Origin of the sequence: Romboutsia sp. 1001713B170131_170501_G6, from assembly GCF_015668195.1 — a bacterium.
In the GTDB taxonomy this organism is placed as follows: Bacteria; Bacillota; Clostridia; order Peptostreptococcales; family Peptostreptococcaceae; genus Romboutsia_C.
The window spans coordinates 1-22,429 of the sequence record NZ_JADPFC010000009.1 but is presented as its reverse complement, the minus strand read 5'-3'; the positions used below and the strand labels follow the sequence as shown (position 1 = coordinate 22,429).

The following is a 22,429-nucleotide window of genomic DNA, read 5'->3' as shown; positions in this document are numbered from 1 at the left end:
TTAAGATTCGCAATAAGAGAAGGTGGAAGAACAGTAGCATCAGGTGTTGTTGCTTCTATAATAGAGTAATCTTTTCTTAAGTGATTAATCTATAGATAAAGGGGGAGCTTGCTCCCTCTTTTTTGATATAAGTAATAAAATTGAAATAAAGTGATAAAATGCTAGTTATATTTATTTGACAACGGAGGCGAAATTTTATATACTAGATAAGTGCCTTGGAAAAGGACAGAAATCGAGTTTGTTCCTAAGTTTTACATAAAAAAATAAACTTTGTAAAATTATAAAAAAAACTTGAAAAATAGTAAAAAATGATTTAAAATATAATAGTGTGCTTGAGAGATACGAAAATATAAACTAAATCTTAGTTAAGGGCGACCGACTGTCGAGTGAAAAAACACAACACACCCGGAAGTGTGTATCGGCATAAGTCGTGCGTAACTAAAAGATAACGTGCGATAAAGGAGGGAAAATACAATGGCTAAAAATGAACAAATAAGAATAAGATTAAAGTCATATGATCACAAATTATTAGATTTTTCAGCTGCTAAAATAGTTGAAACTGCTAAGAAAGCTGGATCACAAGTTTCAGGACCTGTGCCACTACCAACAGAAAAGCAAGTAGTAACTATATTAAGAGCTGTTCATAAGTACAAAGACTCTAGAGAGCAATTCGAAATAAGAACTCACAAGAGATTAATAGACATAGCTAACCCAACACCTAAGACAGTTGACTCATTAATGAGATTAGACTTACCAGCTGGTGTTGATATAGAAATAAAGTTATAATAGCAACCTAAGATACTTATCCTATAAGGTAACTATCTTAGAATGATTATACGACAGTATAATCCGCTGTAAGATTATAGGAGGTGCTAATATGAAAGGAATATTAGGAAGAAAAGTTGGAATGACTCAAATATTCACTGAAGAAGGTATAGTAGTACCAGTAACAGTGGTTGAGGCAGGACCAGTAGTTGTAACTCAAGTTAAAACAACTGAAAAAGATGGATACAACGCAGTTCAAGTTGGTTTTGAAGATGCTAAAGAAAAATCTTTAAACAAGCCTCAAAAAGGTCATTTAGCTGCTGCTAATGTATTAAAGAAACACTTAAAAGAATTTAGAGTAGAATCTACAGAAGAATACTCAGTTGGACAAGAAATAAAAGCTGATTTATTCGCTGCAGGTGAAAAAATAGATGTAACTGGAACAAGTAAAGGTAAGGGATTCCAAGGTCCTATAAAGAGACATGGACAATCTAGAGGTCCTGAATCTCACGGTTCTAGATACCACAGAAGACCAGGTTCAATGGGAGCATGTTCTTTCCCAGGTAGAGTTTTCAAAAACAAAAAATTAGCTGGACACATGGGTAGCGTTAAAGTTACTATACAAAACTTAGAAGTTGTTAAAGTAGATGCTGATAAGAACCTTATATTAGTTAAGGGTGCTATACCAGGAGCTAAAGGTTCAGTAGTAACTATAAAGGAAGCTGTTAAAGCTTCTAAATAATAACTAACCTAAGAAAGGAGGAAGCACGATGCCAAAATTAAATGTATTAAATATAACTGGACAAAACGTTGGGGAAATAGAATTAGCTGATGCTATATTCAACGTAGAAGTTAACGAACACGTTTTATACGAAGTTGTTAAAAATCAATTAGCAAACAAGAGACAAGGTACTCAATCTGCTAAAACTAGAGCAGAAGTTAGAGGTGGCGGAAGAAAACCTTGGAAACAAAAAGGAACAGGTAGAGCTAGACAAGGTTCTATAAGAGCTGTACAATGGGTTGGTGGAGGAGTTGCTTTTGCACCTAAGCCAAGAGATTACAGATATACTTTACCTAAGAAAGTTAGAAGATTAGCTATGAAATCTGCTTTATCTTCAAAAGTTCAAAACGGTGAAATGATAGTATTAGATGCTTTAACAATGGAAGCTCCTAAGACTAAAGAATTCGCTGCTATATTAAAGAACATAAACGCTGCTAAGAAAGCTTTAGTAGTAACTGCTGAAAACAACGAAAACGTAATAAAATCAGCTAGAAACATAGAAGGTGTTGCAACTGCTACAGTTAACACTATAAATGTTTACGATATATTAAAGTATGATTCATTCATAATAACTACAGACGCTGTTAAAAAAGTGGAGGAGGTGTACGCATAATGACTAATCCACATGATATAATAATAAAGCCAGTTGTTACTGAACAAAGTATGACTGAGATGGTTGGAAAGAAATACACTTTTGTTGTTGCTAAGAGTGCAAACAAAACTGAAATAAAGAAAGCTGTAGAAGCTATATTCGGAGTTAATGTTGAAAAAGTTAACACATTAAACTACGATGGAAAAGTTAAGAGAATGGGTAGATACGAAGGAAGAACTGCAAGCTTCAAGAAAGCAGTAGTTAAATTAGCTGCTGATAGCAAAGAAATAGAATTCTTCCAAGGTATGTAATTTAACCCTAGTAAACGAAGGAGGGAAAACAGATGGCTATAAAAAAGTTTAAACCAACTTCTCCTGCCTTAAGACAAATGACAGTTTTAGTTTCTGATGAGATAACTTGCAATGAACCAGAAAAATCTCTTTTAGTTTCATTAAAGAAAAACTCTGGTAGAAATGCTCACGGTAAAATAACTGTTCGTCACAGAGGTGGAGGAAACAGAAGAAAATATAGAATAATAGATTTCAAAAGAAATAAAGACGGAGTACCTGCAAAGGTTGCTACTGTTGAATACGATCCAAACAGAACAGCTAACATAGCTTTATTACACTATGCAGATGGTGAAAAGAGATATATATTAGCACCTGTTGGAATAAATGTTGGAGATACATTATTATCAGGACCAACAGCTGACATAAAGCCAGGAAATGCATTAGCATTAAAGGATATGCCAGTAGGTACTGTAATACACAACATAGAATTAAAGCCAGGAAAAGGAGCTCAATTAGTAAGATCTGCTGGAGTTTCTGCTCAATTAATGGCTAAAGAAGGAAAGAAAGCTTTATTAAGATTACCATCAGGAGAAATGAGATTCGTTTCTATAGAGTGTAAAGCTACTATAGGACAAGTTGGTAACATAGAACACGGTAACGTTGTTATAGGTAAAGCAGGTAGAAAGAGACATATGGGTATAAGACCTACAGTTAGAGGTTCTGTAATGAACCCTTGTGACCATCCACACGGTGGTGGGGAAGGTAGAACTTCAATAGGTAGACCTTCACCAGTTACTCCATGGGGTAAACCAGCTCTTGGATACAAAACTAGAAAGAAAAACAAAGCTTCTGATAAGTTAATAGTATCAAGAAGAACTAAGTAATAGATTTACTTTTGCTCGGAAAGGAGGAGTTTAAATGTCAAGATCAACTAAAAAAGGACCTTTCGTACATGCGAGACTTTTAAAGAAAATAGAGGCTATGAACGCTAGTGGAAATAAAGAAGTTATAAAAACTTGGTCAAGAAGTTCAACTATATTCCCTCAAATGGTAGAACATACTATAGCTGTTCATGATGGAAGAAGACATGTACCTGTATTTATAACAGAAGACATGGTTGGACACAAGTTAGGAGAATTCGTTCCTACAAGAACTTTCAAAGGACACAAGGACGACGAAAAATCTAATAAGAGAAAATAATTAATTTTTCGCTAAGGAAGGAGGAATAGCAAATGGAAGCAAAAGCTACTGCTAAATATGTACGTGTATCACCAAGAAAAGCAGGACAAATCTGCAGCCTTGTTAGAGGAAAAAATGTAGACGAAGCGTTAGCAATATTAAAGTTCACTCCAAGAGGAGCAGCTGATATAATAGCTAAAGTTGTTAAGTCTGCTAAGGCAAACGCTGAAAATAACCATGAGATGAACGTTGAAAATTTATACGTTGCATCAATAGTTGCAAACCAAGGACCAACAATGAAGAGATTCATGCCTAGAGCTATGGGACGTGCAACAATGATAAGAAAAAGAACTTCTCACATAGAGGTTGTTCTTAAGGAAAGAAAATAATAAATAGATAGGAGGGAAAGTAATGGGTCAAAAGGTTAATCCACACGGACTAAGAGTCGGTGTTATAAAAGATTGGGACTCAAGATGGTTCGCAGATAAAAAAGAGTTCGGAAATTTATTATTAGAAGACCATAATATACGTAAATTCTTAAAGAATAGATTATATTCTTCAGGAGTTGCGAAGATAGAAATAGAAAGATCAGCAAACAAGGTTAAGATAGACTTACACGTTGCTAAGCCAGGTGTAGTTATAGGAAAAGCTGGTGCTGGTATAGAAGCTTTAAAAGCTGAATTAGAAAAAATGACTAAGAAGACTGTTATAGTTAACATAGTTGAAGTTAGAAACCCAGATAAAGATGCTCAATTAGTAGCAGAAAATATAGCATTAGCTATAGAAAGAAGGGTTGCTTTCAGAAGAGCTATGAAACAAGCTATACAAAGAGCTATGAAGTCAGGAGTTAAAGGTATAAAAGTTTCTGCTTCAGGAAGATTAGGTGGAGCTGAAATGGCTAGAACTGAAGGATACAGTGAAGGAAATGTACCTCTTCAAACTTTAAGAGCTGATATAGATTACGGTTTCGCTGAAGCTAACACTACTTACGGGAAAACTGGTATAAAAGTTTGGATATGTAACGGAGAAGTTCTTCCAACTAGAAACGGTGTAAACCCAAGAGAAGATAGAAGAGACAACAGAAGAAACAACAAGAGAAACGATAGAAGAGATAACAGAAGAAACGATAGAAGAGGTAATGATAGAGGAAACAACAGAGGACAAAGACCTCAAGGACAAAGACCTCAAGGATCAAGACCTCAAAGAACTGAAAAGAAAGATAACTAATATTAAAAAGGTTCGAGGAAGGAGGAAATACTCATGTTAATGCCAAAAAGAGTAAAGCGTCGTAGAGTTCATAGAGGAAGTATGGCTGGAAAAGCTCATAAGGGTAACAAAGTTACTTACGGTGAGTTCGGACTAGTTGCTTTAGAAGCTTCTTGGATAACTTCTAACCAAATAGAAGCTGCCAGAATCGCTATGACTAGATCTATAAAAAGAGGGGGAAAAGTTTGGATAAAAATATTCCCACATAAACCAGTAACAAGAAAACCTGCTGAAACTCGTATGGGTGCCGGTAAAGGTTCACCAGAATACTGGGTAGCAGTTGTTAAACCAGGAAGAGTTATGTTCGAATTAGCAGGTGTTTCTGAAGAGAAAGCTAGAGAAGCAATGAGACTTGCTATGCACAAACTTCCTGTTAAATGTAAGTTTGTAAAGCGTGAAGATTTAGAAGTAAAAGGTGGTGAATAGGATGAAAGCTAAAGAATTAAGAGATTTAACAAGCGAAGAGCTAATGAATAGATTAAATGACTTCAAAAGTGAATTATTTAGCTTAAGATTCCAATTAGCTACTGGTCAATTAGAAAACACAGCAAGAATAAAATTCGTTAAGAAAGATATAGCTAGAGTTAAAACTATACTTGCTGAAAGAAAGTTAAACGAAACTAGAGCTTAATTTGGAAAGGAGGCTTTTTAACCATGGAAAGAGGAAGAAGAAAAGTTAGAATAGGCCGTGTTGTAAGTGACAAAATGGATAAAACAATAGTTGTTGCTGTTGAAGACTTCGTACGTCACCCATTATACAACAAGCCAGTTAAGAGAACTAAAAAATTCAAAGCTCACGATGAACAAAATGTTTGTAGAATCGGAGATAAAGTTAAAATAATGGAAACTAGACCTTTATCAAAGGATAAGAGATTCAGATTAGTTGAAGTTGTTGAAAAAGTTAAGTAGTTTATTGGTAAAGGAGGGATTACGATATGATACAACAAGAAACACGTTTAAGAGTTGCGGATAACTCTGGTGCTAAAGAAATACTATGCATACGTGTACTAGGCGGAAGTAAAAGAAGATATGGTAACATAGGCGACGTAATAGTTGCTACTGTTAAAAGTGCAACACCTGGTGGAGTTGTAAAAAAAGGTAAAGTTGTTAAAGCTGTTATAGTAAGAACTAAGCAAGGCGTGAGACGTAAAGACGGAAGTTATATATCTTTCGACGAAAATGCTGCAGTTATAATAAAAGACGATAAAACTCCAGTAGGAACTCGTATATTCGGGCCTGTTGCTAGAGAGTTAAGAGATAATGACTTTATGAAAATAGTTTCTCTTGCTCCAGAAGTACTATAATAAGGAGGTGCAATAGGACATGATGCGTGTTAAAAAAGGTGACACTGTTGTAGTTATAGCAGGTAAAGATAAGGGTAAAAAAGGTACAGTTACTAAAGTATTCCCTAAGGCTAACAGAGTATTAGTTGAAGGTGTAAACGTAATAACTAAGCACCAAAAGCCAACTGCTATAAACCCACAAGGTGGAATAGTAAACAAAGAAGCTTCAATACACATATCTAACGTAATGCCAGTAGATCCTGAAACAGGAAAAGGTACAAGAGTTAGATTTGAAATGAAGGATGGAAAAAAAGTAAGAGTATCAGTAAAGAGCGGAAAAGAAATATAATTTAGCTTGAAAGGAGGGACCTTAAATGGCTTCTAGATTACAAGAAAAATACATGAAAGAAGTTGCTCCTGCTTTAATGGAGAAATTCGGATATAAGAATGTTATGGAAATACCTAAGTTAGAGAAAATAGTTATCAACATGGGTATAGGAGATGCTAGAGAAAATCCAAAAGGATTAGAAAAGGCAGTAGAAGAAATGGAAATGATATCTGGTCAAAAGCCAGTTATAACTAGAGCAAGAAAATCTGTTGCGAACTTCAAATTAAGAGAAGGTATGCCAATAGGTGCAAAAGTTACATTAAGATCTGACAAAATGTACTACTTCATGGACAAGTTAGTATCTGTATCTTTACCAAGAGTTAGAGACTTCAGAGGAGTTAACGCTAACGCATTCGATGGTAGAGGTAACTACGCTTTAGGTGTTAAAGAACAATTAATATTCCCTGAAATAGAATACGATAAGGTAGACAAAGTAAGAGGAATGGATATAATATTTGTTACTACTGCGAAAACTGACGAAGAAGCACGTGAATTATTAAAATTATTAGGAATGCCATTTTCTAAGTAAGCTTAGAAAAGGCAATTTTCTAAGCTAAGAAAAGAAGGAGGGATTCCAGTGGCTAGAAAAGCGATGGTTGTAAAACAACAAAGAAAACAAAAGTACGCTACTAGAGAATACACTAGATGTACTATATGCGGTAGACCACATTCAGTACTTAGAAAGTTCGGAATATGCCGTATATGCTTTAGAGAATTAGCTTACAAGGGTCAAATACCTGGTGTTAGAAAAGCAAGTTGGTAAAACTTTGATATAAATGGAAGGAGGGTTTCAATATGACAATGACAGATCCAATAGCAGATATGCTTACTCGTATAAGAAATGCTAACGTAGTTAAACATGAGACTGTTGATGTTCCAGCTTCTAATATAAAGAAAGAATTAGCTAGAATACTATTAGAAGAAGGATTCGTTAGAGGATACGATGTAATAGAAGATGGAAAGCAAGGAATAATAAGAATACAATTAAAGTACGGACAAACAGGAGAAAGAGTTATATCAGGATTAAAGAGAATATCTAAGCCTGGTATGAGAGTTTACGCTTCTAAGCACGAAATACCAAGAGTATTAAACGGTTTAGGAATATCAGTAATATCTACTTCTAAAGGAATATTAACTGATAAGCAAGCTAGAAAAGAAAATGTTGGTGGAGAAGTAATCTGCTACGTTTGGTAATATAGACGAAAGATGTAAGGAGGTGCGATTATGTCAAGAATAGGTGTTAAACCAATAACTGTACCAGCAGGTGTTGAAGTTACTATAGCTGAAGGAAACTTAGTTACTGTAAAAGGACCAAAAGGTACATTAAGCAAGCAATTTGATGCTGCTTTAACTATAAAGCAAGAAGAAAATACTATAACTGTTGAAAGACCAACTAACAACAAGCAACACAGAGCACTACACGGGTTAACTAGAACTTTAATAGATAACATGGTAGTAGGTGTTACTAACGGTTTCGAAAAGAAATTAGAATTAGTAGGTGTTGGATACAGAGCTCAAAAGCAAGGAAAGAAATTAGTTATGAACTTAGGGTTCTCTCATCCAGTAGAAATGGAAGATCCAGAAGGAATAACAGTTGAAGTTCCAAACCAAACTGAGTTAATAGTTAAAGGTATAGATAAGCAATTAGTAGGAAACTACTCTGCTAAGATAAGAGACTGGAGAAAGCCAGAGCCATACAAAGGTAAAGGTATAAGATACGCTGGTGAAGTAGTAAGACGTAAAGAAGGTAAAACTGGTAAGAAGTAATAAATACCAAACTTAAACGCTAGAAAGGAGTGAGCCTGGTGATAAAGAAAGCTGATAAAAATGCAAACAGACTTCAAAGACATAAGAGAGTTCGTAGAAAAATAACTGGAACTACTCAAAGACCAAGATTATGTGTATTCAGAAGTTCTAATAACATATACGCTCAAATAATAGATGATACAAACAGAGTTACTTTAGTATCTGCATCTTCATTAGACGCAGACGTTAAAGGAGCTGTTAGTCATACAGGAAATAAAGAAGCAGCTAAAATGGTCGGAGAATTAGTGGCTAAGAAAGCTGTAGAAAAAGGAATCACTGAAGTTGTATTCGACAGAGGTGGATACTTATATCACGGAAGAGTTCAAGTATTAGCAGAAGCTGCTAGAGAAGCTGGACTTAAGTTCTAATAAGAGAAACAAAGGAGGGAAATGCACATGCGTCGTAAGATTATAGATGCCAGACAACTTGACTTAAAAGAAAAAGTTGTTGAAGTTAGACGTGTTACTAAAGTTGTAAAAGGTGGTAGAAACTTCAGATTTGCAGCGTTAGTAGTAGTTGGAGATGAAAACGGACACGTTGGTATAGGTACTGGTAAAGCGATGGAAGTACCAGATGCTATAAAGAAAGCAGTAGAAGATGCTAAGAAGAATCTTATAAATGTACCTATAGTTGGTACAACTATACCTCACGAAGTTCACGGACACTTCGGTGCTGGTAAAATATTAGTAATGCCTGCTAAGCAAGGTACAGGAGTTATAGCTGGGGGACCTGCTAGAGCCGTACTTGAGTTAGCTGGTTTAACAGATGTTAGAGCTAAATCTTTAGGAACTAACAACCCAAGAAACATGGTAAATGCTACAATAGAAGGACTTAAATCTCTTAAGAGAGCTGAAGATATAGCTAAATTAAGAGGTAAAAAAGTTGAGGACCTTCTAGGGTAAGGAGGTAGTAAGAAATGGCTAAATTACAAATAAAATTAGTTAGAAGTATAATAGGAACTACTCCTAACCAAAAGAAGAACGTAGAAGCGTTAGGATTAAGAAAAAGAGAACAAGTAGTTGTTAAAGAAGATAATGCCCAAATAAGAGGGATGATAGCTAAGGTTAGTCACTTAGTAGAAGTAACTGAAATAGCTGAGTAATAAATAGATAAGACGAATAAGGAGGTGCAATCCATGAAGTTACATGAGTTAAAACCTGCTGAAGGTGCAGTAAGAGCTAAGAAAAGATTAGGTAGAGGTACTGCTACTGGACAAGGTAAAACTGCAGGACGTGGACAAAAAGGACAATGGTCTCGTTCAGGTGGTGGAGTTAGAGTTGGATTCGAAGGTGGACAAATGCCACTTGCTAGAAGACTTCCTAAGAGAGGATTCAACAACATATTCAAGAAAGTTTATACAGAAGTTAACGTAGCTGCTTTAAACAGATTCGAAAACGGAACTGAAATAACTGCTGAAGTTTTAAAAGCTGCTAGAGTTATAAGCAAAATAGAAAAAGACGGCATAAAGATCTTAGGTGAAGGAAACTTAGAAAAGGCATTAACAGTTAAGGCTGCTAAGTTTACTGCTTCAGCTCAAGAAAAAATAGAAAAAGCTGGAGGAAAGGCAGAATTAGTTTAATCTAATCTGCTGCTCTTAGCCGAATAGGCGGGGTGATATCGTGCTGTCAAACTTAAAACAAGCTTGGAAGCTTAAAGATGTAAGAAGAAAAATATTATATACTTTGATGATGATTGTAGTATTTAGGATAGGTGCAGCTATACCTGTTCCTGGAGTTGATACAAGTATTATAAAGGGAATGGTTGACTCAAATGGTCTTCTTTCCCTATATAATCTGTTCACTGGGGGTGCATTTAGTAACTTTACACTATTTGCATTAGGTGTAGGACCATATATCACAGCATCTATCATAATACAACTTCTAACTGTAGGTTTTGAAAGTTTGGAAGAACTTCAAAAGTCTGGTGAAGAAGGAAAGAAAAAAATTAATAAATATACTAAGTACATTGCATTAGCATTAGCTTTCGTTCAAGCTATAGCGATAACGCTAGGTATTGTAAGAGGAGCTTTAAAAAGTGATAATGCATTCTTTATTATAACAGTTATATTGACATTAGTATCAGCAAGTATGCTTCTAATGTGGATAGGGGACAAAATTACTGAAAAAGGATTAGGTAACGGAAGTTCTATTATAATATTTATAGGTATTATCTCAAGAATACCAGTAGATGTTATATCAACTGTAAACTTAGTAAAAAGTGGCAAAATAGCTATATGGGCAGTAGCTCTGTTAGCAGTAGTAATACTTTTAACAATAACTGCAGTCACATATATACAAGAAGCCACAAGAAAAATCCCAGTACAATATGCAAAAAGAGTTGTTGGAAGAAAAATGTATGGAGGACAAAGTTCTCACATACCTATGAAAGTTAACCAATCGGGAGTTATACCAGTAATTTTCGCTAGTTCACTTTTAGCATTCCCTCAAACTTTAGCGATGTTTATGGGTGCAGATGCTCAAGCTTTTGTGCAAACATATTTAAATCCAGTACAATCTCCAGGAGTTTGGATTTATAGAGCGCTTGAAGTTCTGCTGATAGTATTCTTCTCTTATTTCTATACTACTGTATCATTTAATACAGAAGATATAGCAAATAATATGAAAAATAACGGTGGGTTTATACCAGGTATTAGACCAGGACAACCTACAATAGATTATTTAAATAGAATATTATCAAGACTTACTCTAGCTGGAGCTTTATTCTTAGCTTGTATCGTTATGGTATCTGCTATAATAATGTTCTTTATGAAACTTCAAATAACACTAGTAGGGACATCTTTACTAATCGTTGTTGGTGTTGCATTAGAACTTAAGAGACAGTTAGAATCAAATCTGGTTATGAGAACATACCAAGGTTTCTTAAAATAAATTGGAGATGATAGTATGAGAATAATATTACTTGGACCTCCTGGTGCTGGTAAAGGTACTCAGGCAGCAGGTATTGTTGAAAAATACAATATACCTCATATATCAACAGGTGATATATTCAGAAAGAATATAAAAGAAGGAACAGATCTTGGAAAGAAAGCTAAAGAATATATAGATCAAGGATTATTAGTTCCAGATGAGTTAACTGTAGGTTTAGTTACAGACAGAGTATCTCAAGATGACTGTAAGAATGGATTTATGTTAGATGGATTCCCAAGAAATGTTGCTCAAGCTCAACATTTAGATACGTTCTTAAATGAAACTAATATAGCTTTAGACAAGGTAGTTAATATCGAAGTTGACAAGGAAATATTAGTTGGTAGAGCTGTAGGAAGAAGAATATGTAAATCTTGCGGTGCTACGTATCATGTTAAGTTTAACCCTCCTAAAGTTGAAGGAATATGTGATGTATGCCAAGGTGAATTATACCAAAGAGCAGATGACACAGAAGAAACTGTATCAAAGAGAATACAAGTTTACTTAGATGAAACTAGACCATTAGTTGACTATTATAGCAAACAAGGTATAATAGCTAACATAGATGGGGAACAATCTATAGATAAGGTATTCGAAGATATAGTAAACGCTTTAGGAAGTGAAAAATAATGATTACATTAAAATCTAAAAAAGAAATAGAACTTATGAGAGAGGCGGGCAAAATTGTCGCTGAAACTCATGAGATATTGAAATCAGCTGTTATTCCGGGAATATCTACACTAGAGTTAGATAAAATAGCTGAAGAGAATATAAGAAAATATAATGCAATTCCATCTTTTAAAGGTTATGGAGGTTTTCCAGGATCTATATGTGCTTCAATAAATGAAGAGGTAGTTCATGGTATACCAAATGCTAACAGAATTTTAAAAGAAGGTGACATTATAAGTTTAGATGTAGGAGCCTATTATAAAGGATATCATTCAGACTCTGCGAAAACTCATGGGGTAGGAATAATATCTGAAGAAGATAGGAAATTAATAGAAGTAACAAAAGAAAGCTTCTATGAAGGTTTAAAATTTGCTAAACTAGGATATAGATTATCTGATATCTCACACGCAGTACAAGCACACGTTGAAAAACATGGTTTTTCAGTAGTTAGAGATTTAGTTGGTCATGGAGTTGGAACTGAACTTCATGAAGATCCTCAAATTCCTAACTATGGTCCAGCAGGTAAAGGTCCAAGACTTTTAGAAGGAATGGTTTTAGCTGTAGAGCCAATGGTTAACGCTGGTAAATATCACGTTAAGACATTAGCAGATGACTGGACAATTGTCACAATAGATGGCAAGAAATCAGCTCACTATGAGCATACAATAGCAATCACTGAAGATGAACCACTGATATTATCAGCACTTTAATCATAAAGTAGGTGAATAAATGCTATTAAATAAGCTAAGTATAGGTCAAGTTGTAAAAGCTTTATCAGGTAGAGAACAAGGAAGACTATTTTTTATAGTAGAAGTAGTCGACCATGAATATGTTTTGATATCTGATGGTAAGACAAGAAAACTTGGAAAGCCTAAGCTAAAAAAAGTTAAGCACTTAAAGATATATGACTTTATTAGCGAAGAAGCAAAACAAAAGATTATATCTAAGCAGAATAATACAGATGCTTTTTTAAGAGCTCAACTTACTAAGTTAGATCAAAGGATTTAACTTATTGAAATGGAGGTTTGGTTAGTTAATGGCCAAAAAAGATGTTATAGAACTAGAAGGTACAGTTACAGAAAACTTACCTAATGCTATGTTTAAAGTAAAATTAGAAAATGGACATGAAGTATTATGTCACTTATCTGGAAAGCTAAGAATGAACTTCATAAGAATCCTTGAAGGTGATAAGGTGAATGTTGAGCTTTCTCCATATGACCTTACAAGAGGAAGAATCACTTGGCGTAAGAAGTAGACTATTTTAATATTAGTCTAAGGAGGGATTAACAATGAAAGTAAGACCATCAGTAAAACCAATATGCGAAAAGTGCAAGGTTATAAAAAGAAAAGGTAAAGTAATGGTTATCTGTGAAAATCCAAAGCACAAGCAAAAGCAAGGATAATAAATTATACTAGTAATTTGTAAAATTTTGTAGTATAATATTTAATTGTGATATTAGCAATTAAACTTTAAAATCGTTGAAATCTGTTTCGGATTTAACATGAATTAACACAAGTTTAGAATCGAAAAAATTAAGTGTAGGAGGTGCGAACTAATGGCAAGAATAGCTGGGGTAGATTTACCTAGAGAAAAAAGAGCGGAAATAGGCTTAACTTATATATACGGTATAGGTAAGGCAACTGCTAACGAAATATTAGCTAAAGCTGACATAGATCCTAACGTAAGAATAAAAGACTTATCAGAAGAGCAAGTTAACGAATTAAGAAAGATAATAGATAATGATTTCTTAGTTGAAGGTGACTTAAGAAGAGAAATCGCTTTAAATATAAAGAGATTAAGAGATATAAAATGTTACAGAGGTATGAGACATGCTAAAGGTCTTCCACTAAGAGGACAAAGAACTAAGACTAACGCTAGAACTAGAAAAGGTCCTAGAAAAACTGTATCTCGTAAGAAGAAGAAGTAATAAATAAAAACTAGATAGGAGGGAAAACAATGGCTAAGCAAAAGAAAGTTACACGTGTAAGAAGAAAAGAGCGTAAAAATATAGAACGTGGGCAAGCTCATATACAATCTACTTTCAACAATACAATAATAACTTTAACTGATGTTCATGGGAACGCTATATCAGCTGCATCTTCAGGACAATTAGGATTCAAAGGATCAAGAAAAGCGACTCCTTTCGCATCTCAAATGGCTGCTGAAACTGCTGCTAAAGCTGCAATGGAACACGGTTTAAAAACTGTTGAAGTATTCGTAAAGGGACCAGGTTCAGGAAGAGAAGCTGCTATAAGAGCATTACAAGCTACTGGATTAGAAGTAACTATGATAAAGGACGTTACTCCAATCCCTCACAATGGATGTAGACCACCAAAGAGAAGAAGAGTGTAATTATATAAACAAGTAAATTAGGAGGTGTAAAGACATGGCAAGATACACAGGTGCATCATGCAGACAATGTCGTAGAGAAGGAATGAAATTATTCCTTAAAGGTGACAGATGTTATACTGATAAATGTGCTATAGTTAAGAGAAACTATGCTCCAGGACAACATGGACAAGGAAGAAAGAAAGTTTCTAACTATGGATTACAATTAAGAGAAAAGCAAAAAGTTAAGAGAATATACGGAGTTTTAGAAACTCAATTCAGAAACCTATACGAGCGTGCTGAAAAAATGGCTGGTATAACAGGGGAAAACTTATTAAGCTTATTAGAAAGAAGATTAGACAATGTTGTTTACAGAATGGGATTAGCTTCATCTAGAAAAGAAGCTAGACAATTAGTAGGACATGGTCACTTCTTATTAAACGGACACAAGGCTGATATAGCTTCTATAACAGTTAAGCCTGGTGACGTTATAACAGTTAAAGAAAGATCAAAATCATCTGCTAAATTCAAAGCTTTAGTAGAAAACAACACAAGAATAGCTCCTAAGTGGTTAGAAACTAACTTAGACGAAATGAGCGCTAAAGTTGTTGCTAACCCATCAAGAGAAGATATAGATCTTGAAATAGCAGAGCACTTAATAATAGAGCTTTACTCTAAGTAATAAATATATTTTAAAATTTATTTTTGAGATTTTGTTTACCCTCAGTGGATTAATAAATTTAAAGGAGGGTTTTGTCCATGATAGAAATAGAAAAACCAAAAGTAGATATAATAGAGCTTAGCGAAGATTATAGATATGGAAAGTTTGTCATAGAGCCTCTTGAAAGAGGCTATGGCATAACTGTAGGTAATGCTTTAAGAAGAATATTATTATCATCTTTACCAGGTGTAGCAGTTAATGCTATAAAAATAGATGGAGTTCTTCATGAATTCTCAACTGTTCCTGGGGTTAAAGAAGATGTTACTGAAATAATATTAGCATTAAAAGAACTTTCAGCTACTATAGATGGTGAAGGAAGCAGAACTCTTAAAATAGAGGCTGAGGGTCCATGTACTATAACTGGTGCTGATATAATATGTCCTTCTGATGTTGAAGTATTAAGCAAAGACTTAAAGATAGCAACATTAGATGACAATGCTAAGTTAAATATGGAAATAATGATAGATAAAGGTAGAGGTTATGTTTCTGCTGAAGAAAACAAGACAGAGCATATGCCTATAGGAGTTTTACCTGTAGATTCAATCTATACTCCTATTGAAAAAGTGAGCTACCATGTTGAAAATACAAGAGTAGGTCAAAAGTCAGACTATGACAAATTAACACTAGAAGTTTGGACTAATGGAAGCATAAACCCTCAAGAGGGAATATCTCTTGCAGCTAAAGTTTTAGTTGAACATTTAAATCTATTCATAGACTTAACAGAGCATGTAAGCAATGTTGAGATAATGGTAGAAAAAGAAGAAGACCAAAAAGAAAAAGTTCTTGAAATGACTATAGAAGAATTAGATTTATCAGTTAGATCTTACAACTGCTTAAAGAGAGCGGGAATAAACACAGTTGAAGAATTAGCTAATAAGTCTGAGGACGATATGATGAAGGTTAGAAATCTAGGGAAAAAATCTTTAGAGGAAGTAATCCAAAAGTTAGAAGAACTTGGATTAGGTCTAAAACCAAGCGAAGAATAGTTAGTGAAGGAGGGATATCATGGCTACTTACCGTAAATTAGGACGTGAGACAGCTCACAGAAACCTTATGTTAAGAAACTTAGTAACTGATTTACTAAGAAATGGAAGAATAGAAACTACTGTTACTAGAGCTAAGGAAACTAGAAGAATGGCAGAAAAGATGATAACTCTTGCTAAAAGAGGAGATCTTCATGCTAGAAGACAAGTTTTAGCTTATGTTATAGATGAAACTGTAGTAAACAACTTATTCACTGAAATAGCTCCAAAATATGCTGAGAGAAACGGTGGATACACAAGAATAATAAAGAAGGGTCCAAGAAGAGGGGACGCTGCTGAAATGGCATTTATAGAATTAGTATAATTCTTGTGAAGGATTAAGCTTATAGCTTAATCCTTTTTTAAATATAAATTTGTACAAAAATGATACTTTTAATCCACTGTAGGTTTGTTTTATAGCCTTTATAAACTATGATAGATTCTATAGTTTGTAAAGGCTATATTTTTATATTAAGATAAAGTTAGGGATAAAAAACAAACTTATAAAGGATAAAAGTTATAGGGTGATAGTAGATAAAATATATGGCGTATAATTTGAAATATGATTCTTATTTAGGCATATCTATAGTTCATAAAATATAATTGAACATATAATTATAAAATTGAAAAAAATGTATGCTGACGGCAAATATAAGTAGATTTTAAGAAAAACGTATTTGTGTTTTTTGTAATGAACTATGATATAATACTAGTCAAAATGGTTTTTGTTCAATAAATAGAGTTTATTAACACTAATAAGGTATTAGTTATTTATATATGACGAAGTTGCTTTAATTACTTATGAAAAGGAGTAAATAAATGAACAATATAGTAAAAGTGAATAATATATCTTATGAGTATATTACAGAAGATAGCACTCTTAAGGCAATAGACAGACTAACACTAGATGTAAAAGAAGGTGAATTTGTTGCTATAATTGGTCACAATGGTTCTGGCAAGTCTACATTATCTAAGAACTTAAATGCTATACTGGTTCCAACTGAAGGAGATATACTTATAGATGGAATGAATACAAAAGAAGAAGATAAATTATGGGATATAAGGCAAACAGCAGGTATGGTATTTCAAAATCCAGATAACCAAATTGTTGCTACAATAGTAGAGGAAGATGTTGCTTTTGGACCAGAAAACCTAGGAATAGATCCTATAGAAATAAAACATAGAGTTGAAGAATCTTTAAAGAGTGTCGGTATGTATGAGTTAAGAGATAGACAACCGCATCTATTATCAGGAGGACAAAAACAAAGGGTAGCTATAGCAGGAATAATAGCTATGAAGCCAAAATGCATAATATTTGATGAAGCAACGGCTATGTTAGACCCATCTGGAAGAAAAGAAGTAATGAAAACTATAAAAAAGTTAAATAAAGAAGAAAATATTACCGTATTACACATAACTCACTTTATGGAAGAGGCAGTAGAAGCTGATAGAGTTATAGTTATGGAAAAAGGTAAAAAAATATTAGAAGGAACTCCAAGAGAAGTATTTAGTCAAATAGATACATTAAAAGGTATAGGATTAGATGTTCCTTATATGACGGAATTATCTAGTATGTTATATAAAGAAGGTATAGATATAAAAAAAGATATATTAACTGTAGATGAGATGGTGATGGAATTATGTCGATAGAGATAAAAGGTTTAACTCATATATATAACGAAGGAATGCCTTTTGCTAGTAAGGCGTTAGACAATGTTAGTTTTAAAATTAAAGATAGAGATTTTGTAGGGTTAATAGGACATACTGGTTCTGGTAAATCAACATTAATACAGCATTTAAATGGGATATTAAAGCCTCATTCTGGAGAAATAAATATAAATGGATTTAACATAACAGATCCAAGCTTAAACTTAACAGAGGTTAGAAAAAGGGTAGGAGTAGTGTTTCAATACGCTGAATACCAATTATTTGAAGAAACAATAGAGAAAGATATAGCTTTTGGACCTAATAATTTAGGCTTAGACCCTGAGGAAATTGATCGTAGGGTAAAAACATCAATGGAAGCTGTTGGGCTTGATTATGAACTATTTAAAGATAAATCTCCATTTGAATTATCAGGAGGTCAAAAAAGAAGAGTAGCAATAGCTGGAGTTATAGCTATGAAACCAGAAGTACTTATTTTAGATGAACCTGCAGCTGGATTAGATCCAGGTGGAAGAGATGAAATATTCAATTTAATAAAAACACTGCATAAAGAAAATAATATGACAATAATATTATCTTCTCATAGTATGGATGATATGGCTAGATTAGCAAAGACTTTGATAGTTATGAATAAAGGGAAAGTAGAATTTATGGGAACTCCTAAAGAAGTTTTTAAATCTAACTCTTCAAGACTTAAGGAAATAGGTCTTGATATACCTCAAGTATTGGAGTTAGCAATAAAGCTAAGGGAAAATGGATTTGACATAAAAGAAGATATCATAACTATACAAGAAGCTAAGGAAGAAATATTAAGAGTTATGAGAGGTAAAAGTAAATGTTAAAAGATATAACTATAGGACAGTATTATCCTGTAAATTCGGTGATTCACAAGCTAGATGCTAGAGTTAAGCTTATAGCCACTTTCGTTTTTATGATATCTCTATTTATAATAAACAAATTCTGGCCATATGCTATTGTTTTGTTAGCTCTAGCAGCTATTATAAAATCATCAAAATTACCAGGTAAATATATATTAAAAGGATTAAAACCATTAAGATGGATTATAATATTCACATTTGTAATCAATATATTTTTCTTACCAGGGGATGTCATTTGGTCGTTTGGTTTCTTAAGAATAACAAGTCAAGGTTTAGAACAAGCTATATTTATGGCTATAAGGCTTATATTCTTAGTTGTAGGAACTTCTTTACTTACCCTAACAACTACACCTATGGATCTAACAGACGGCATAGAGAGGCTTTTAAATCCGTTAAACAAGGTTGGTTTCCCTGTTCATGAATTAGCTATGATGATGACAATAGCTTTAAGATTTATACCTACTCTACTAGATGAAACTGATAAAATAATGAAAGCTCAAATGTCAAGAGGAGCAGATTTTGAAAGTAAAAATCTTATAAATAGAGCTAAGAATTTAGTACCACTACTAGTACCTTTATTTGTAAGCGCATTTAGAAGAGCTGAAGAACTTGCTGCTGCAATGGAAGCTAGATGTTATAGAGGTGGATACAATAGAACAAAAATGAAACAAGCTATAATGACAAAAGCAGACTATGTGGCTAATAGTATACAGATTGTATATTTGGTTATAATTATAGCTACTAGATTTATTTAAAGAGGAAGAATATGAGAAATTTAAAACTTACGATACAGTATAATGGTCAAAACTATTGTGGATGGCAAAAGCAACCTGATTCTTTAGGTATACAAGGTACAATAGAAAAAGCCATTTATGACATAACTAGAGAAGAAGTTAAAATAACCGGATCAGGTAGAACAGATGCAGGAGTTCATGCTTTAGGTCAGGTAGCTAATTTTAAAACAAGCTCTAATATACCTGCAAGTAAAATGCCAAATGCATTAAATGCTAAGCTGCCAAAAGATATATCTATAATAGACTGTATAGAGGTAGATGAAGATTTTCACTCAAGATATAGTGCAAAGAAAAAGAGATATAGATATTTAATACACAATAGTCCATATAGAAATCCTATATATAAGGACATATCATATCATGTAAAATATGATCTCGATTTCGAAAAAATGTGTAAAGAAGCTAAGAGTCTTATTGGTGAATATGATTTTAAAGGGTTTATGAGTTCTGGGTCTTCAGTTAAAGATACTATAAGAACGATATACGATATAACACTAACTAAAGAAGATGGATTAATTGTTATAGAAGTAGAAGGTAATGGATTTTTATATAATATGGTAAGAATAATAGCAGGAACGTTAGTTGATATAGGTAGAGGTCGTATAACTAAAAACCTTGAAGAAGTAATAAAATCAAAAAATAGAGGAGAATGTGGACATACCGCTCCAGCACATGGATTATTTCTCAAAAAAGTTGATTATTAGCTTGACACACCAGGGGGCATATATTAAAATAAGTTAGAGTGTGTTAATAAGTCCACTTGCCCCGGACTTGACATAAACGGTAAAATTTTTATAGGAAAATAAGTTAAGGAGGGACAAACATGAAAAGTTATATAGCTAAGCCAGCTGATGTACAAAGAAAATGGTACATCGTTGATGCTGAAGGAAAAACATTAGGTCGTTTAGCAACTGAAATAGCGACAGTATTAAGAGGAAAGCACAAGGTTACTTTCACTCCACACGTTGACGGAGGAGACTTCGTTGTTGTTGTAAACGCAGAGAAGGTAGTTTTAACAGGAAAGAAATTAGATCAAAAAATGTACAGATACCACACAGGATACGTAGGTGGGTTAAAGGAAATAACTTACAGAGAAATGATGGCTAAGAAGCCTGAAGAAGTTGTATCACATGCAGTAAGTGGTATGTTATGTAAGAACAAATTAAGAAGCAGAATGATGACTAGATTAAGAGTATTCGCAGGACCAAACCATGATCATGCAGCTCAAAATCCAGAAGTTTTAAACTTTAAATAATAATTAACGGGTGAAAGGAGGAGTTATCATGGCTAACGTTCAATACTACGGAACAGGAAGAAGAAAGCACTCTGTTGCTAGAGTTAGATTAGTTGCAGGTGAAGGAAACATAGTAATAAATGGAAGACCAGTTGGAGAATACTTCAACTATGAAACATTAATAAGAGATGTTAAGCAACCATTAGTGTTAACTAACAACGAAAACAAATACGATGTTATAGTAAAGGTTGAAGGTGGAGGATTCACTGGACAAGCTGGAGCTATAAGACATGGTATATCTAGAGCTTTATTAAAAGCTGATGAAGAGTTAAGAGGAGCTTTAAAGAAAGAAGGATTCTTAACTAGAGATGCTAGAATGAAGGAAAGAAAGAAATACGGATTAAAGGCAGCAAGAAGAGCTCCACAATTCTCAAAGAGATAATATCCTATTTTATATGTTTGTACAAAGACTTTGGAATATTCCAAAGTCTTTTTTAATATAAATGTACAGGGTGATATTGTGAGAAAGTACATAAAACATATAATATTTTGTGTTATATCTATAATACTAGTAGTGGTATTTTCATTTGAAATTCAAAGTGTATCACAAGAGTCTATGGAGTATATGCCAGTAACCAAAAAAACTATAATATTAGATGCTGGTCATGGCGGGATAGATCCAGGGGCTTTGAATGAAGATAAAAGTATAACTGAAAAAGATGTGAATTTATCTATTACTCTTAAATTAAGAGAATTATTAGAATCTAGTGGAGGTCTTGTTATATTAACTAGAGAAGAAGATGTTAGCTTGTATGAAGAAGCTAAAGGCAAGACAATTAGACAAAAATATAATGAGAATTTAAAGAATCGAAAAAAGATAATAAACGAATCTGATGCAGATATGTTTGTATCTATACATATGAATGCATTAAGTGGAAAAGGTGCTTCTAAATATTATGGGGCCCAGACGTTTTATCCAGGTGGAAAAGATGACTCTAAAAAGCTATCTAAATATATACAAGAGGAATTAAAGAGGGTAGTTGATAAAACTAATAACAGAGAAATTAAACCTAAAGATGACCTATATTTATTAAAAGAAAATGCAATACCATCAGTTTTAATAGAATGTGGATTTTTATCTAATGAAAAAGAAGCTAATTTATTAGCTGATGAAAAATATCAAGAAAAAATAGCTTGGTCAATATACGTAGGTATTCAAAAATATTTTAGTGATAATGAGAATAAAAATTGAAAAAAAGTAGAAACTAGGTTATATCAAATAAGTAATTTATTAGATATAACCTAGTTTTTTATTAAATTTAAAAAAATATAAAAAAAGTATTGACGATTTAATTATAAGATGATATATTTATATATGTCCTTAAGAAAAGGACAAAATAAGAACTTTGAAAATTAAACAGTAGGTTAATTTATATAACTGATTCTTAAAAGAATCGAAAACAAACCAAGCCAGATATTCAGATAATGATAGTCTGAGCAGGTAACAACTTTTATTTGAGAGTTTGATCCTGGCTCAGGATGAACGCTGGCGGCGTGCCTAACACATGCAAGTCGAGCGATTCACTTCGGTGAAGAGCGGCGGACGGGTGAGTAACGCGTGGGTAACCTGCCCTGTACACACGGATAACATACCGAAAGGTATGCTAATACGAGATAATATGAGAAAGTCGCATGGCTTTCTTATCAAAGCTTTTGCGGTACAGGATGGACCCGCGTCTGATTAGCTAGTTGGTAAGGTAACGGCTTACCAAGGCGACGATCAGTAGCCGACCTGAGAGGGTGATCGGCCACATTGGAACTGAGACACGGTCCAAACTCCTAC

39 protein-coding genes and 1 rRNA gene are annotated in these 22,429 nt (G+C 33.6%); all 40 read left to right on the top strand.

The genetic code is table 11. The features are described 5' to 3' along the window. The first annotated feature begins 474 nt into the window (after positions 1 to 474). Positions 475 to 786, top strand: a complete 312-nt coding sequence (rpsJ, locus tag I4U89_RS13650; protein WP_092921790.1) for a 30S ribosomal protein S10 — start codon at positions 475 to 477, stop codon at positions 784 to 786. Positions 787 to 877: 91 nt separating this feature from the next. Beyond that, on the top strand, positions 878 to 1,507 hold the full coding sequence (gene rplC / locus I4U89_RS13645; protein WP_092921792.1) for a 50S ribosomal protein L3: 630 nt from the start codon (positions 878 to 880) through the stop codon (positions 1,505 to 1,507). A 28-nt stretch (positions 1,508 to 1,535) separates the two neighbouring features. Further along, a complete protein-coding gene (gene rplD / locus I4U89_RS13640) occupies positions 1,536 to 2,159 on the top strand; it encodes a 50S ribosomal protein L4 (protein WP_195940852.1) in 624 nt (207 codons plus the stop codon). After that, entirely contained in the window at positions 2,159 to 2,449 is a 291-nt protein-coding gene (gene rplW, locus I4U89_RS13635) for a 50S ribosomal protein L23 (RefSeq protein WP_092921796.1), read from the top strand. The genes rplD and rplW overlap by 1 nt, the downstream gene beginning before the upstream one ends. A gap of 32 nt (positions 2,450 to 2,481) precedes the next feature. Beyond that, positions 2,482 to 3,312, top strand: coding sequence for a 50S ribosomal protein L2 (gene rplB / locus I4U89_RS13630; protein ID WP_092921798.1), 831 nt, complete (start codon positions 2,482 to 2,484; stop codon positions 3,310 to 3,312). A gap of 34 nt (positions 3,313 to 3,346) precedes the next feature. After that, complete coding sequence (rpsS, locus tag I4U89_RS13625; protein ID WP_092921800.1) at positions 3,347 to 3,628, top strand: 30S ribosomal protein S19; 282 nt, start codon at positions 3,347 to 3,349, stop codon at positions 3,626 to 3,628. Positions 3,629 to 3,660: 32 nt separating this feature from the next. Then, entirely contained in the window at positions 3,661 to 3,996 is a 336-nt protein-coding gene (gene rplV / locus I4U89_RS13620; RefSeq protein ID WP_092921802.1) for a 50S ribosomal protein L22, read from the top strand. A 22-nt stretch (positions 3,997 to 4,018) separates the two neighbouring features. Beyond that, on the top strand, positions 4,019 to 4,834 hold the full coding sequence (rpsC, locus tag I4U89_RS13615) for a 30S ribosomal protein S3 (RefSeq protein ID WP_092921804.1): 816 nt from the start codon (positions 4,019 to 4,021) through the stop codon (positions 4,832 to 4,834). Positions 4,835 to 4,867: 33 nt separating this feature from the next. After that, positions 4,868 to 5,299, top strand: a complete 432-nt coding sequence (gene rplP / locus I4U89_RS13610) for a 50S ribosomal protein L16 (RefSeq protein WP_092921806.1) — start codon at positions 4,868 to 4,870, stop codon at positions 5,297 to 5,299. Between the two features lies 1 nt (position 5,300). Then, on the top strand, positions 5,301 to 5,504 hold the full coding sequence (gene rpmC, locus I4U89_RS13605; RefSeq protein WP_092921808.1) for a 50S ribosomal protein L29: 204 nt from the start codon (positions 5,301 to 5,303) through the stop codon (positions 5,502 to 5,504). Positions 5,505 to 5,527: 23 nt separating this feature from the next. After that, positions 5,528 to 5,782 (top strand): 30S ribosomal protein S17, encoded by a 255-nt coding sequence (gene rpsQ, locus I4U89_RS13600; RefSeq protein ID WP_092921810.1) that lies wholly within the window; start codon positions 5,528 to 5,530, stop codon positions 5,780 to 5,782. A 26-nt stretch (positions 5,783 to 5,808) separates the two neighbouring features. Continuing rightward, the gene (gene rplN / locus I4U89_RS13595) at positions 5,809 to 6,177 is read left to right on the top strand and encodes a 50S ribosomal protein L14 (RefSeq protein ID WP_092921812.1); all 369 of its coding nucleotides are present in this window, start codon (positions 5,809 to 5,811) and stop codon (positions 6,175 to 6,177) included. 22 nt (positions 6,178 to 6,199) lie between these two features. Continuing rightward, complete coding sequence (gene rplX / locus I4U89_RS13590; RefSeq protein ID WP_092921868.1) at positions 6,200 to 6,505, top strand: 50S ribosomal protein L24; 306 nt, start codon at positions 6,200 to 6,202, stop codon at positions 6,503 to 6,505. A gap of 25 nt (positions 6,506 to 6,530) precedes the next feature. Next, positions 6,531 to 7,073, top strand: coding sequence for a 50S ribosomal protein L5 (gene rplE / locus I4U89_RS13585; RefSeq protein WP_195940851.1), 543 nt, complete (start codon positions 6,531 to 6,533; stop codon positions 7,071 to 7,073). Positions 7,074 to 7,121: 48 nt separating this feature from the next. After that, the gene (locus tag I4U89_RS13580) at positions 7,122 to 7,307 is read left to right on the top strand and encodes a type Z 30S ribosomal protein S14 (protein WP_071119031.1); all 186 of its coding nucleotides are present in this window, start codon (positions 7,122 to 7,124) and stop codon (positions 7,305 to 7,307) included. A gap of 32 nt (positions 7,308 to 7,339) precedes the next feature. Next, positions 7,340 to 7,738: a 30S ribosomal protein S8 gene (gene rpsH / locus I4U89_RS13575; RefSeq protein WP_092921816.1), complete on the top strand. Its 399-nt coding sequence runs from the start codon at positions 7,340 to 7,342 to the stop codon at positions 7,736 to 7,738. A gap of 30 nt (positions 7,739 to 7,768) precedes the next feature. Beyond that, positions 7,769 to 8,311: a 50S ribosomal protein L6 gene (rplF, locus tag I4U89_RS13570; protein ID WP_195940850.1), complete on the top strand. Its 543-nt coding sequence runs from the start codon at positions 7,769 to 7,771 to the stop codon at positions 8,309 to 8,311. Between the two features lie 38 nt (positions 8,312 to 8,349). Then, on the top strand, positions 8,350 to 8,718 hold the full coding sequence (gene rplR, locus I4U89_RS13565; protein ID WP_092921820.1) for a 50S ribosomal protein L18: 369 nt from the start codon (positions 8,350 to 8,352) through the stop codon (positions 8,716 to 8,718). Between the two features lie 27 nt (positions 8,719 to 8,745). Then, entirely contained in the window at positions 8,746 to 9,252 is a 507-nt protein-coding gene (rpsE, locus tag I4U89_RS13560; protein ID WP_092921822.1) for a 30S ribosomal protein S5, read from the top strand. A gap of 14 nt (positions 9,253 to 9,266) precedes the next feature. Continuing rightward, on the top strand, positions 9,267 to 9,452 hold the full coding sequence (gene rpmD / locus I4U89_RS13555) for a 50S ribosomal protein L30 (protein ID WP_092921824.1): 186 nt from the start codon (positions 9,267 to 9,269) through the stop codon (positions 9,450 to 9,452). Between the two features lie 33 nt (positions 9,453 to 9,485). Continuing rightward, positions 9,486 to 9,929, top strand: a complete 444-nt coding sequence (gene rplO / locus I4U89_RS13550; protein ID WP_092921826.1) for a 50S ribosomal protein L15 — start codon at positions 9,486 to 9,488, stop codon at positions 9,927 to 9,929. A gap of 40 nt (positions 9,930 to 9,969) precedes the next feature. Further along, the gene (secY, locus tag I4U89_RS13545) at positions 9,970 to 11,238 is read left to right on the top strand and encodes a preprotein translocase subunit SecY (RefSeq protein WP_092921828.1); all 1,269 of its coding nucleotides are present in this window, start codon (positions 9,970 to 9,972) and stop codon (positions 11,236 to 11,238) included. A gap of 15 nt (positions 11,239 to 11,253) precedes the next feature. Continuing rightward, positions 11,254 to 11,904 (top strand): adenylate kinase, encoded by a 651-nt coding sequence (locus I4U89_RS13540; protein WP_195940849.1) that lies wholly within the window; start codon positions 11,254 to 11,256, stop codon positions 11,902 to 11,904. Continuing rightward, a complete protein-coding gene (gene map / locus I4U89_RS13535) occupies positions 11,904 to 12,653 on the top strand; it encodes a type I methionyl aminopeptidase (protein WP_092921832.1) in 750 nt (249 codons plus the stop codon). The genes I4U89_RS13540 and map overlap by 1 nt, the downstream gene beginning before the upstream one ends. Before the next feature lie 19 nt (positions 12,654 to 12,672). After that, positions 12,673 to 12,951, top strand: coding sequence for a KOW domain-containing RNA-binding protein (locus I4U89_RS13530; protein WP_195940848.1), 279 nt, complete (start codon positions 12,673 to 12,675; stop codon positions 12,949 to 12,951). A 28-nt stretch (positions 12,952 to 12,979) separates the two neighbouring features. Then, positions 12,980 to 13,198, top strand: coding sequence for a translation initiation factor IF-1 (gene infA / locus I4U89_RS13525; RefSeq protein ID WP_092727842.1), 219 nt, complete (start codon positions 12,980 to 12,982; stop codon positions 13,196 to 13,198). A 34-nt stretch (positions 13,199 to 13,232) separates the two neighbouring features. Continuing rightward, positions 13,233 to 13,346 (top strand): 50S ribosomal protein L36, encoded by a 114-nt coding sequence (gene rpmJ / locus I4U89_RS13520; protein ID WP_002509257.1) that lies wholly within the window; start codon positions 13,233 to 13,235, stop codon positions 13,344 to 13,346. A gap of 153 nt (positions 13,347 to 13,499) precedes the next feature. Further along, positions 13,500 to 13,871: a 30S ribosomal protein S13 gene (gene rpsM, locus I4U89_RS13515; RefSeq protein WP_092921836.1), complete on the top strand. Its 372-nt coding sequence runs from the start codon at positions 13,500 to 13,502 to the stop codon at positions 13,869 to 13,871. A 29-nt stretch (positions 13,872 to 13,900) separates the two neighbouring features. Further along, a complete protein-coding gene (rpsK, locus tag I4U89_RS13510; RefSeq protein WP_092921838.1) occupies positions 13,901 to 14,296 on the top strand; it encodes a 30S ribosomal protein S11 in 396 nt (131 codons plus the stop codon). Positions 14,297 to 14,330: 34 nt separating this feature from the next. Beyond that, complete coding sequence (rpsD, locus tag I4U89_RS13505; protein WP_166506192.1) at positions 14,331 to 14,954, top strand: 30S ribosomal protein S4; 624 nt, start codon at positions 14,331 to 14,333, stop codon at positions 14,952 to 14,954. 77 nt (positions 14,955 to 15,031) lie between these two features. Further along, a complete protein-coding gene (locus tag I4U89_RS13500; protein ID WP_195940847.1) occupies positions 15,032 to 15,979 on the top strand; it encodes a DNA-directed RNA polymerase subunit alpha in 948 nt (315 codons plus the stop codon). Between the two features lie 19 nt (positions 15,980 to 15,998). Next, the gene (gene rplQ / locus I4U89_RS13495) at positions 15,999 to 16,340 is read left to right on the top strand and encodes a 50S ribosomal protein L17 (RefSeq protein ID WP_092921844.1); all 342 of its coding nucleotides are present in this window, start codon (positions 15,999 to 16,001) and stop codon (positions 16,338 to 16,340) included. A gap of 494 nt (positions 16,341 to 16,834) precedes the next feature. After that, positions 16,835 to 17,665: an energy-coupling factor transporter ATPase gene (locus tag I4U89_RS13490; protein ID WP_195940846.1), complete on the top strand. Its 831-nt coding sequence runs from the start codon at positions 16,835 to 16,837 to the stop codon at positions 17,663 to 17,665. Then, positions 17,656 to 18,522, top strand: a complete 867-nt coding sequence (locus tag I4U89_RS13485; RefSeq protein ID WP_195940845.1) for an energy-coupling factor transporter ATPase — start codon at positions 17,656 to 17,658, stop codon at positions 18,520 to 18,522. Before I4U89_RS13490 ends, I4U89_RS13485 begins: the two co-directional genes overlap by 10 nt. Continuing rightward, on the top strand, positions 18,516 to 19,313 hold the full coding sequence (locus I4U89_RS13480; RefSeq protein WP_195940844.1) for an energy-coupling factor transporter transmembrane component T family protein: 798 nt from the start codon (positions 18,516 to 18,518) through the stop codon (positions 19,311 to 19,313). Before I4U89_RS13485 ends, I4U89_RS13480 begins: the two co-directional genes overlap by 7 nt. Positions 19,314 to 19,324: 11 nt before the next feature. Further along, positions 19,325 to 20,056, top strand: coding sequence for a tRNA pseudouridine(38-40) synthase TruA (gene truA / locus I4U89_RS13475; protein WP_195940843.1), 732 nt, complete (start codon positions 19,325 to 19,327; stop codon positions 20,054 to 20,056). A gap of 119 nt (positions 20,057 to 20,175) precedes the next feature. Beyond that, entirely contained in the window at positions 20,176 to 20,607 is a 432-nt protein-coding gene (gene rplM / locus I4U89_RS13470) for a 50S ribosomal protein L13 (protein WP_092921854.1), read from the top strand. A gap of 28 nt (positions 20,608 to 20,635) precedes the next feature. Next, positions 20,636 to 21,028 carry a 30S ribosomal protein S9 gene (gene rpsI / locus I4U89_RS13465; protein ID WP_092921856.1) on the top strand — a complete coding sequence of 131 codons (393 nt, stop codon included), beginning with the start codon at positions 20,636 to 20,638 and terminating at the stop codon, positions 21,026 to 21,028. Positions 21,029 to 21,106: 78 nt separating this feature from the next. Further along, positions 21,107 to 21,838: an N-acetylmuramoyl-L-alanine amidase CwlD gene (cwlD, locus tag I4U89_RS13460; protein ID WP_330615573.1), complete on the top strand. Its 732-nt coding sequence runs from the start codon at positions 21,107 to 21,109 to the stop codon at positions 21,836 to 21,838. Between the two features lie 259 nt (positions 21,839 to 22,097). Beyond that, positions 22,098 to 22,429, top strand: a 16S ribosomal RNA gene (locus tag I4U89_RS13455); the annotation flags it as partial.

What these genes read in the sequence shown, in the direction of transcription:
- rpsJ (WP_092921790.1), top strand. Translation starts at nt 475, where the DNA reads ATGGCTAAAAATGAACAAATAAGAATAAGATTAAAGTCATATGATCAC.
- rplC (WP_092921792.1), top strand. Translation starts at nt 878, where the DNA reads ATGAAAGGAATATTAGGAAGAAAAGTTGGAATGACTCAAATATTCACT.
- rplD (WP_195940852.1), top strand. Translation starts at nt 1,536, where the DNA reads ATGCCAAAATTAAATGTATTAAATATAACTGGACAAAACGTTGGGGAA.
- rplW (WP_092921796.1), top strand. Translation starts at nt 2,159, where the DNA reads ATGACTAATCCACATGATATAATAATAAAGCCAGTTGTTACTGAACAA.
- rplB (WP_092921798.1), top strand. Translation starts at nt 2,482, where the DNA reads ATGGCTATAAAAAAGTTTAAACCAACTTCTCCTGCCTTAAGACAAATG.
- rpsS (WP_092921800.1), top strand. Translation starts at nt 3,347, where the DNA reads ATGTCAAGATCAACTAAAAAAGGACCTTTCGTACATGCGAGACTTTTA.
- rplV (WP_092921802.1), top strand. Translation starts at nt 3,661, where the DNA reads ATGGAAGCAAAAGCTACTGCTAAATATGTACGTGTATCACCAAGAAAA.
- rpsC (WP_092921804.1), top strand. Translation starts at nt 4,019, where the DNA reads ATGGGTCAAAAGGTTAATCCACACGGACTAAGAGTCGGTGTTATAAAA.
- rplP (WP_092921806.1), top strand. Translation starts at nt 4,868, where the DNA reads ATGTTAATGCCAAAAAGAGTAAAGCGTCGTAGAGTTCATAGAGGAAGT.
- rpmC (WP_092921808.1), top strand. Translation starts at nt 5,301, where the DNA reads ATGAAAGCTAAAGAATTAAGAGATTTAACAAGCGAAGAGCTAATGAAT.
- rpsQ (WP_092921810.1), top strand. Translation starts at nt 5,528, where the DNA reads ATGGAAAGAGGAAGAAGAAAAGTTAGAATAGGCCGTGTTGTAAGTGAC.
- rplN (WP_092921812.1), top strand. Translation starts at nt 5,809, where the DNA reads ATGATACAACAAGAAACACGTTTAAGAGTTGCGGATAACTCTGGTGCT.
- rplX (WP_092921868.1), top strand. Translation starts at nt 6,200, where the DNA reads ATGCGTGTTAAAAAAGGTGACACTGTTGTAGTTATAGCAGGTAAAGAT.
- rplE (WP_195940851.1), top strand. Translation starts at nt 6,531, where the DNA reads ATGGCTTCTAGATTACAAGAAAAATACATGAAAGAAGTTGCTCCTGCT.
- rpsH (WP_092921816.1), top strand. Translation starts at nt 7,340, where the DNA reads ATGACAATGACAGATCCAATAGCAGATATGCTTACTCGTATAAGAAAT.
- rplF (WP_195940850.1), top strand. Translation starts at nt 7,769, where the DNA reads ATGTCAAGAATAGGTGTTAAACCAATAACTGTACCAGCAGGTGTTGAA.
- rpsE (WP_092921822.1), top strand. Translation starts at nt 8,746, where the DNA reads ATGCGTCGTAAGATTATAGATGCCAGACAACTTGACTTAAAAGAAAAA.
- rpmD (WP_092921824.1), top strand. Translation starts at nt 9,267, where the DNA reads ATGGCTAAATTACAAATAAAATTAGTTAGAAGTATAATAGGAACTACT.
- rplO (WP_092921826.1), top strand. Translation starts at nt 9,486, where the DNA reads ATGAAGTTACATGAGTTAAAACCTGCTGAAGGTGCAGTAAGAGCTAAG.
- I4U89_RS13540 (WP_195940849.1), top strand. Translation starts at nt 11,254, where the DNA reads ATGAGAATAATATTACTTGGACCTCCTGGTGCTGGTAAAGGTACTCAG.
- map (WP_092921832.1), top strand. Translation starts at nt 11,904, where the DNA reads ATGATTACATTAAAATCTAAAAAAGAAATAGAACTTATGAGAGAGGCG.
- I4U89_RS13530 (WP_195940848.1), top strand. Translation starts at nt 12,673, where the DNA reads ATGCTATTAAATAAGCTAAGTATAGGTCAAGTTGTAAAAGCTTTATCA.
- infA (WP_092727842.1), top strand. Translation starts at nt 12,980, where the DNA reads ATGGCCAAAAAAGATGTTATAGAACTAGAAGGTACAGTTACAGAAAAC.
- rpmJ (WP_002509257.1), top strand. Translation starts at nt 13,233, where the DNA reads ATGAAAGTAAGACCATCAGTAAAACCAATATGCGAAAAGTGCAAGGTT.
- rpsM (WP_092921836.1), top strand. Translation starts at nt 13,500, where the DNA reads ATGGCAAGAATAGCTGGGGTAGATTTACCTAGAGAAAAAAGAGCGGAA.
- rpsK (WP_092921838.1), top strand. Translation starts at nt 13,901, where the DNA reads ATGGCTAAGCAAAAGAAAGTTACACGTGTAAGAAGAAAAGAGCGTAAA.
- rpsD (WP_166506192.1), top strand. Translation starts at nt 14,331, where the DNA reads ATGGCAAGATACACAGGTGCATCATGCAGACAATGTCGTAGAGAAGGA.
- I4U89_RS13500 (WP_195940847.1), top strand. Translation starts at nt 15,032, where the DNA reads ATGATAGAAATAGAAAAACCAAAAGTAGATATAATAGAGCTTAGCGAA.
- rplQ (WP_092921844.1), top strand. Translation starts at nt 15,999, where the DNA reads ATGGCTACTTACCGTAAATTAGGACGTGAGACAGCTCACAGAAACCTT.
- I4U89_RS13490 (WP_195940846.1), top strand. Translation starts at nt 16,835, where the DNA reads ATGAACAATATAGTAAAAGTGAATAATATATCTTATGAGTATATTACA.
- I4U89_RS13485 (WP_195940845.1), top strand. Translation starts at nt 17,656, where the DNA reads ATGTCGATAGAGATAAAAGGTTTAACTCATATATATAACGAAGGAATG.
- I4U89_RS13480 (WP_195940844.1), top strand. Translation starts at nt 18,516, where the DNA reads ATGTTAAAAGATATAACTATAGGACAGTATTATCCTGTAAATTCGGTG.
- truA (WP_195940843.1), top strand. Translation starts at nt 19,325, where the DNA reads ATGAGAAATTTAAAACTTACGATACAGTATAATGGTCAAAACTATTGT.
- rplM (WP_092921854.1), top strand. Translation starts at nt 20,176, where the DNA reads ATGAAAAGTTATATAGCTAAGCCAGCTGATGTACAAAGAAAATGGTAC.
- rpsI (WP_092921856.1), top strand. Translation starts at nt 20,636, where the DNA reads ATGGCTAACGTTCAATACTACGGAACAGGAAGAAGAAAGCACTCTGTT.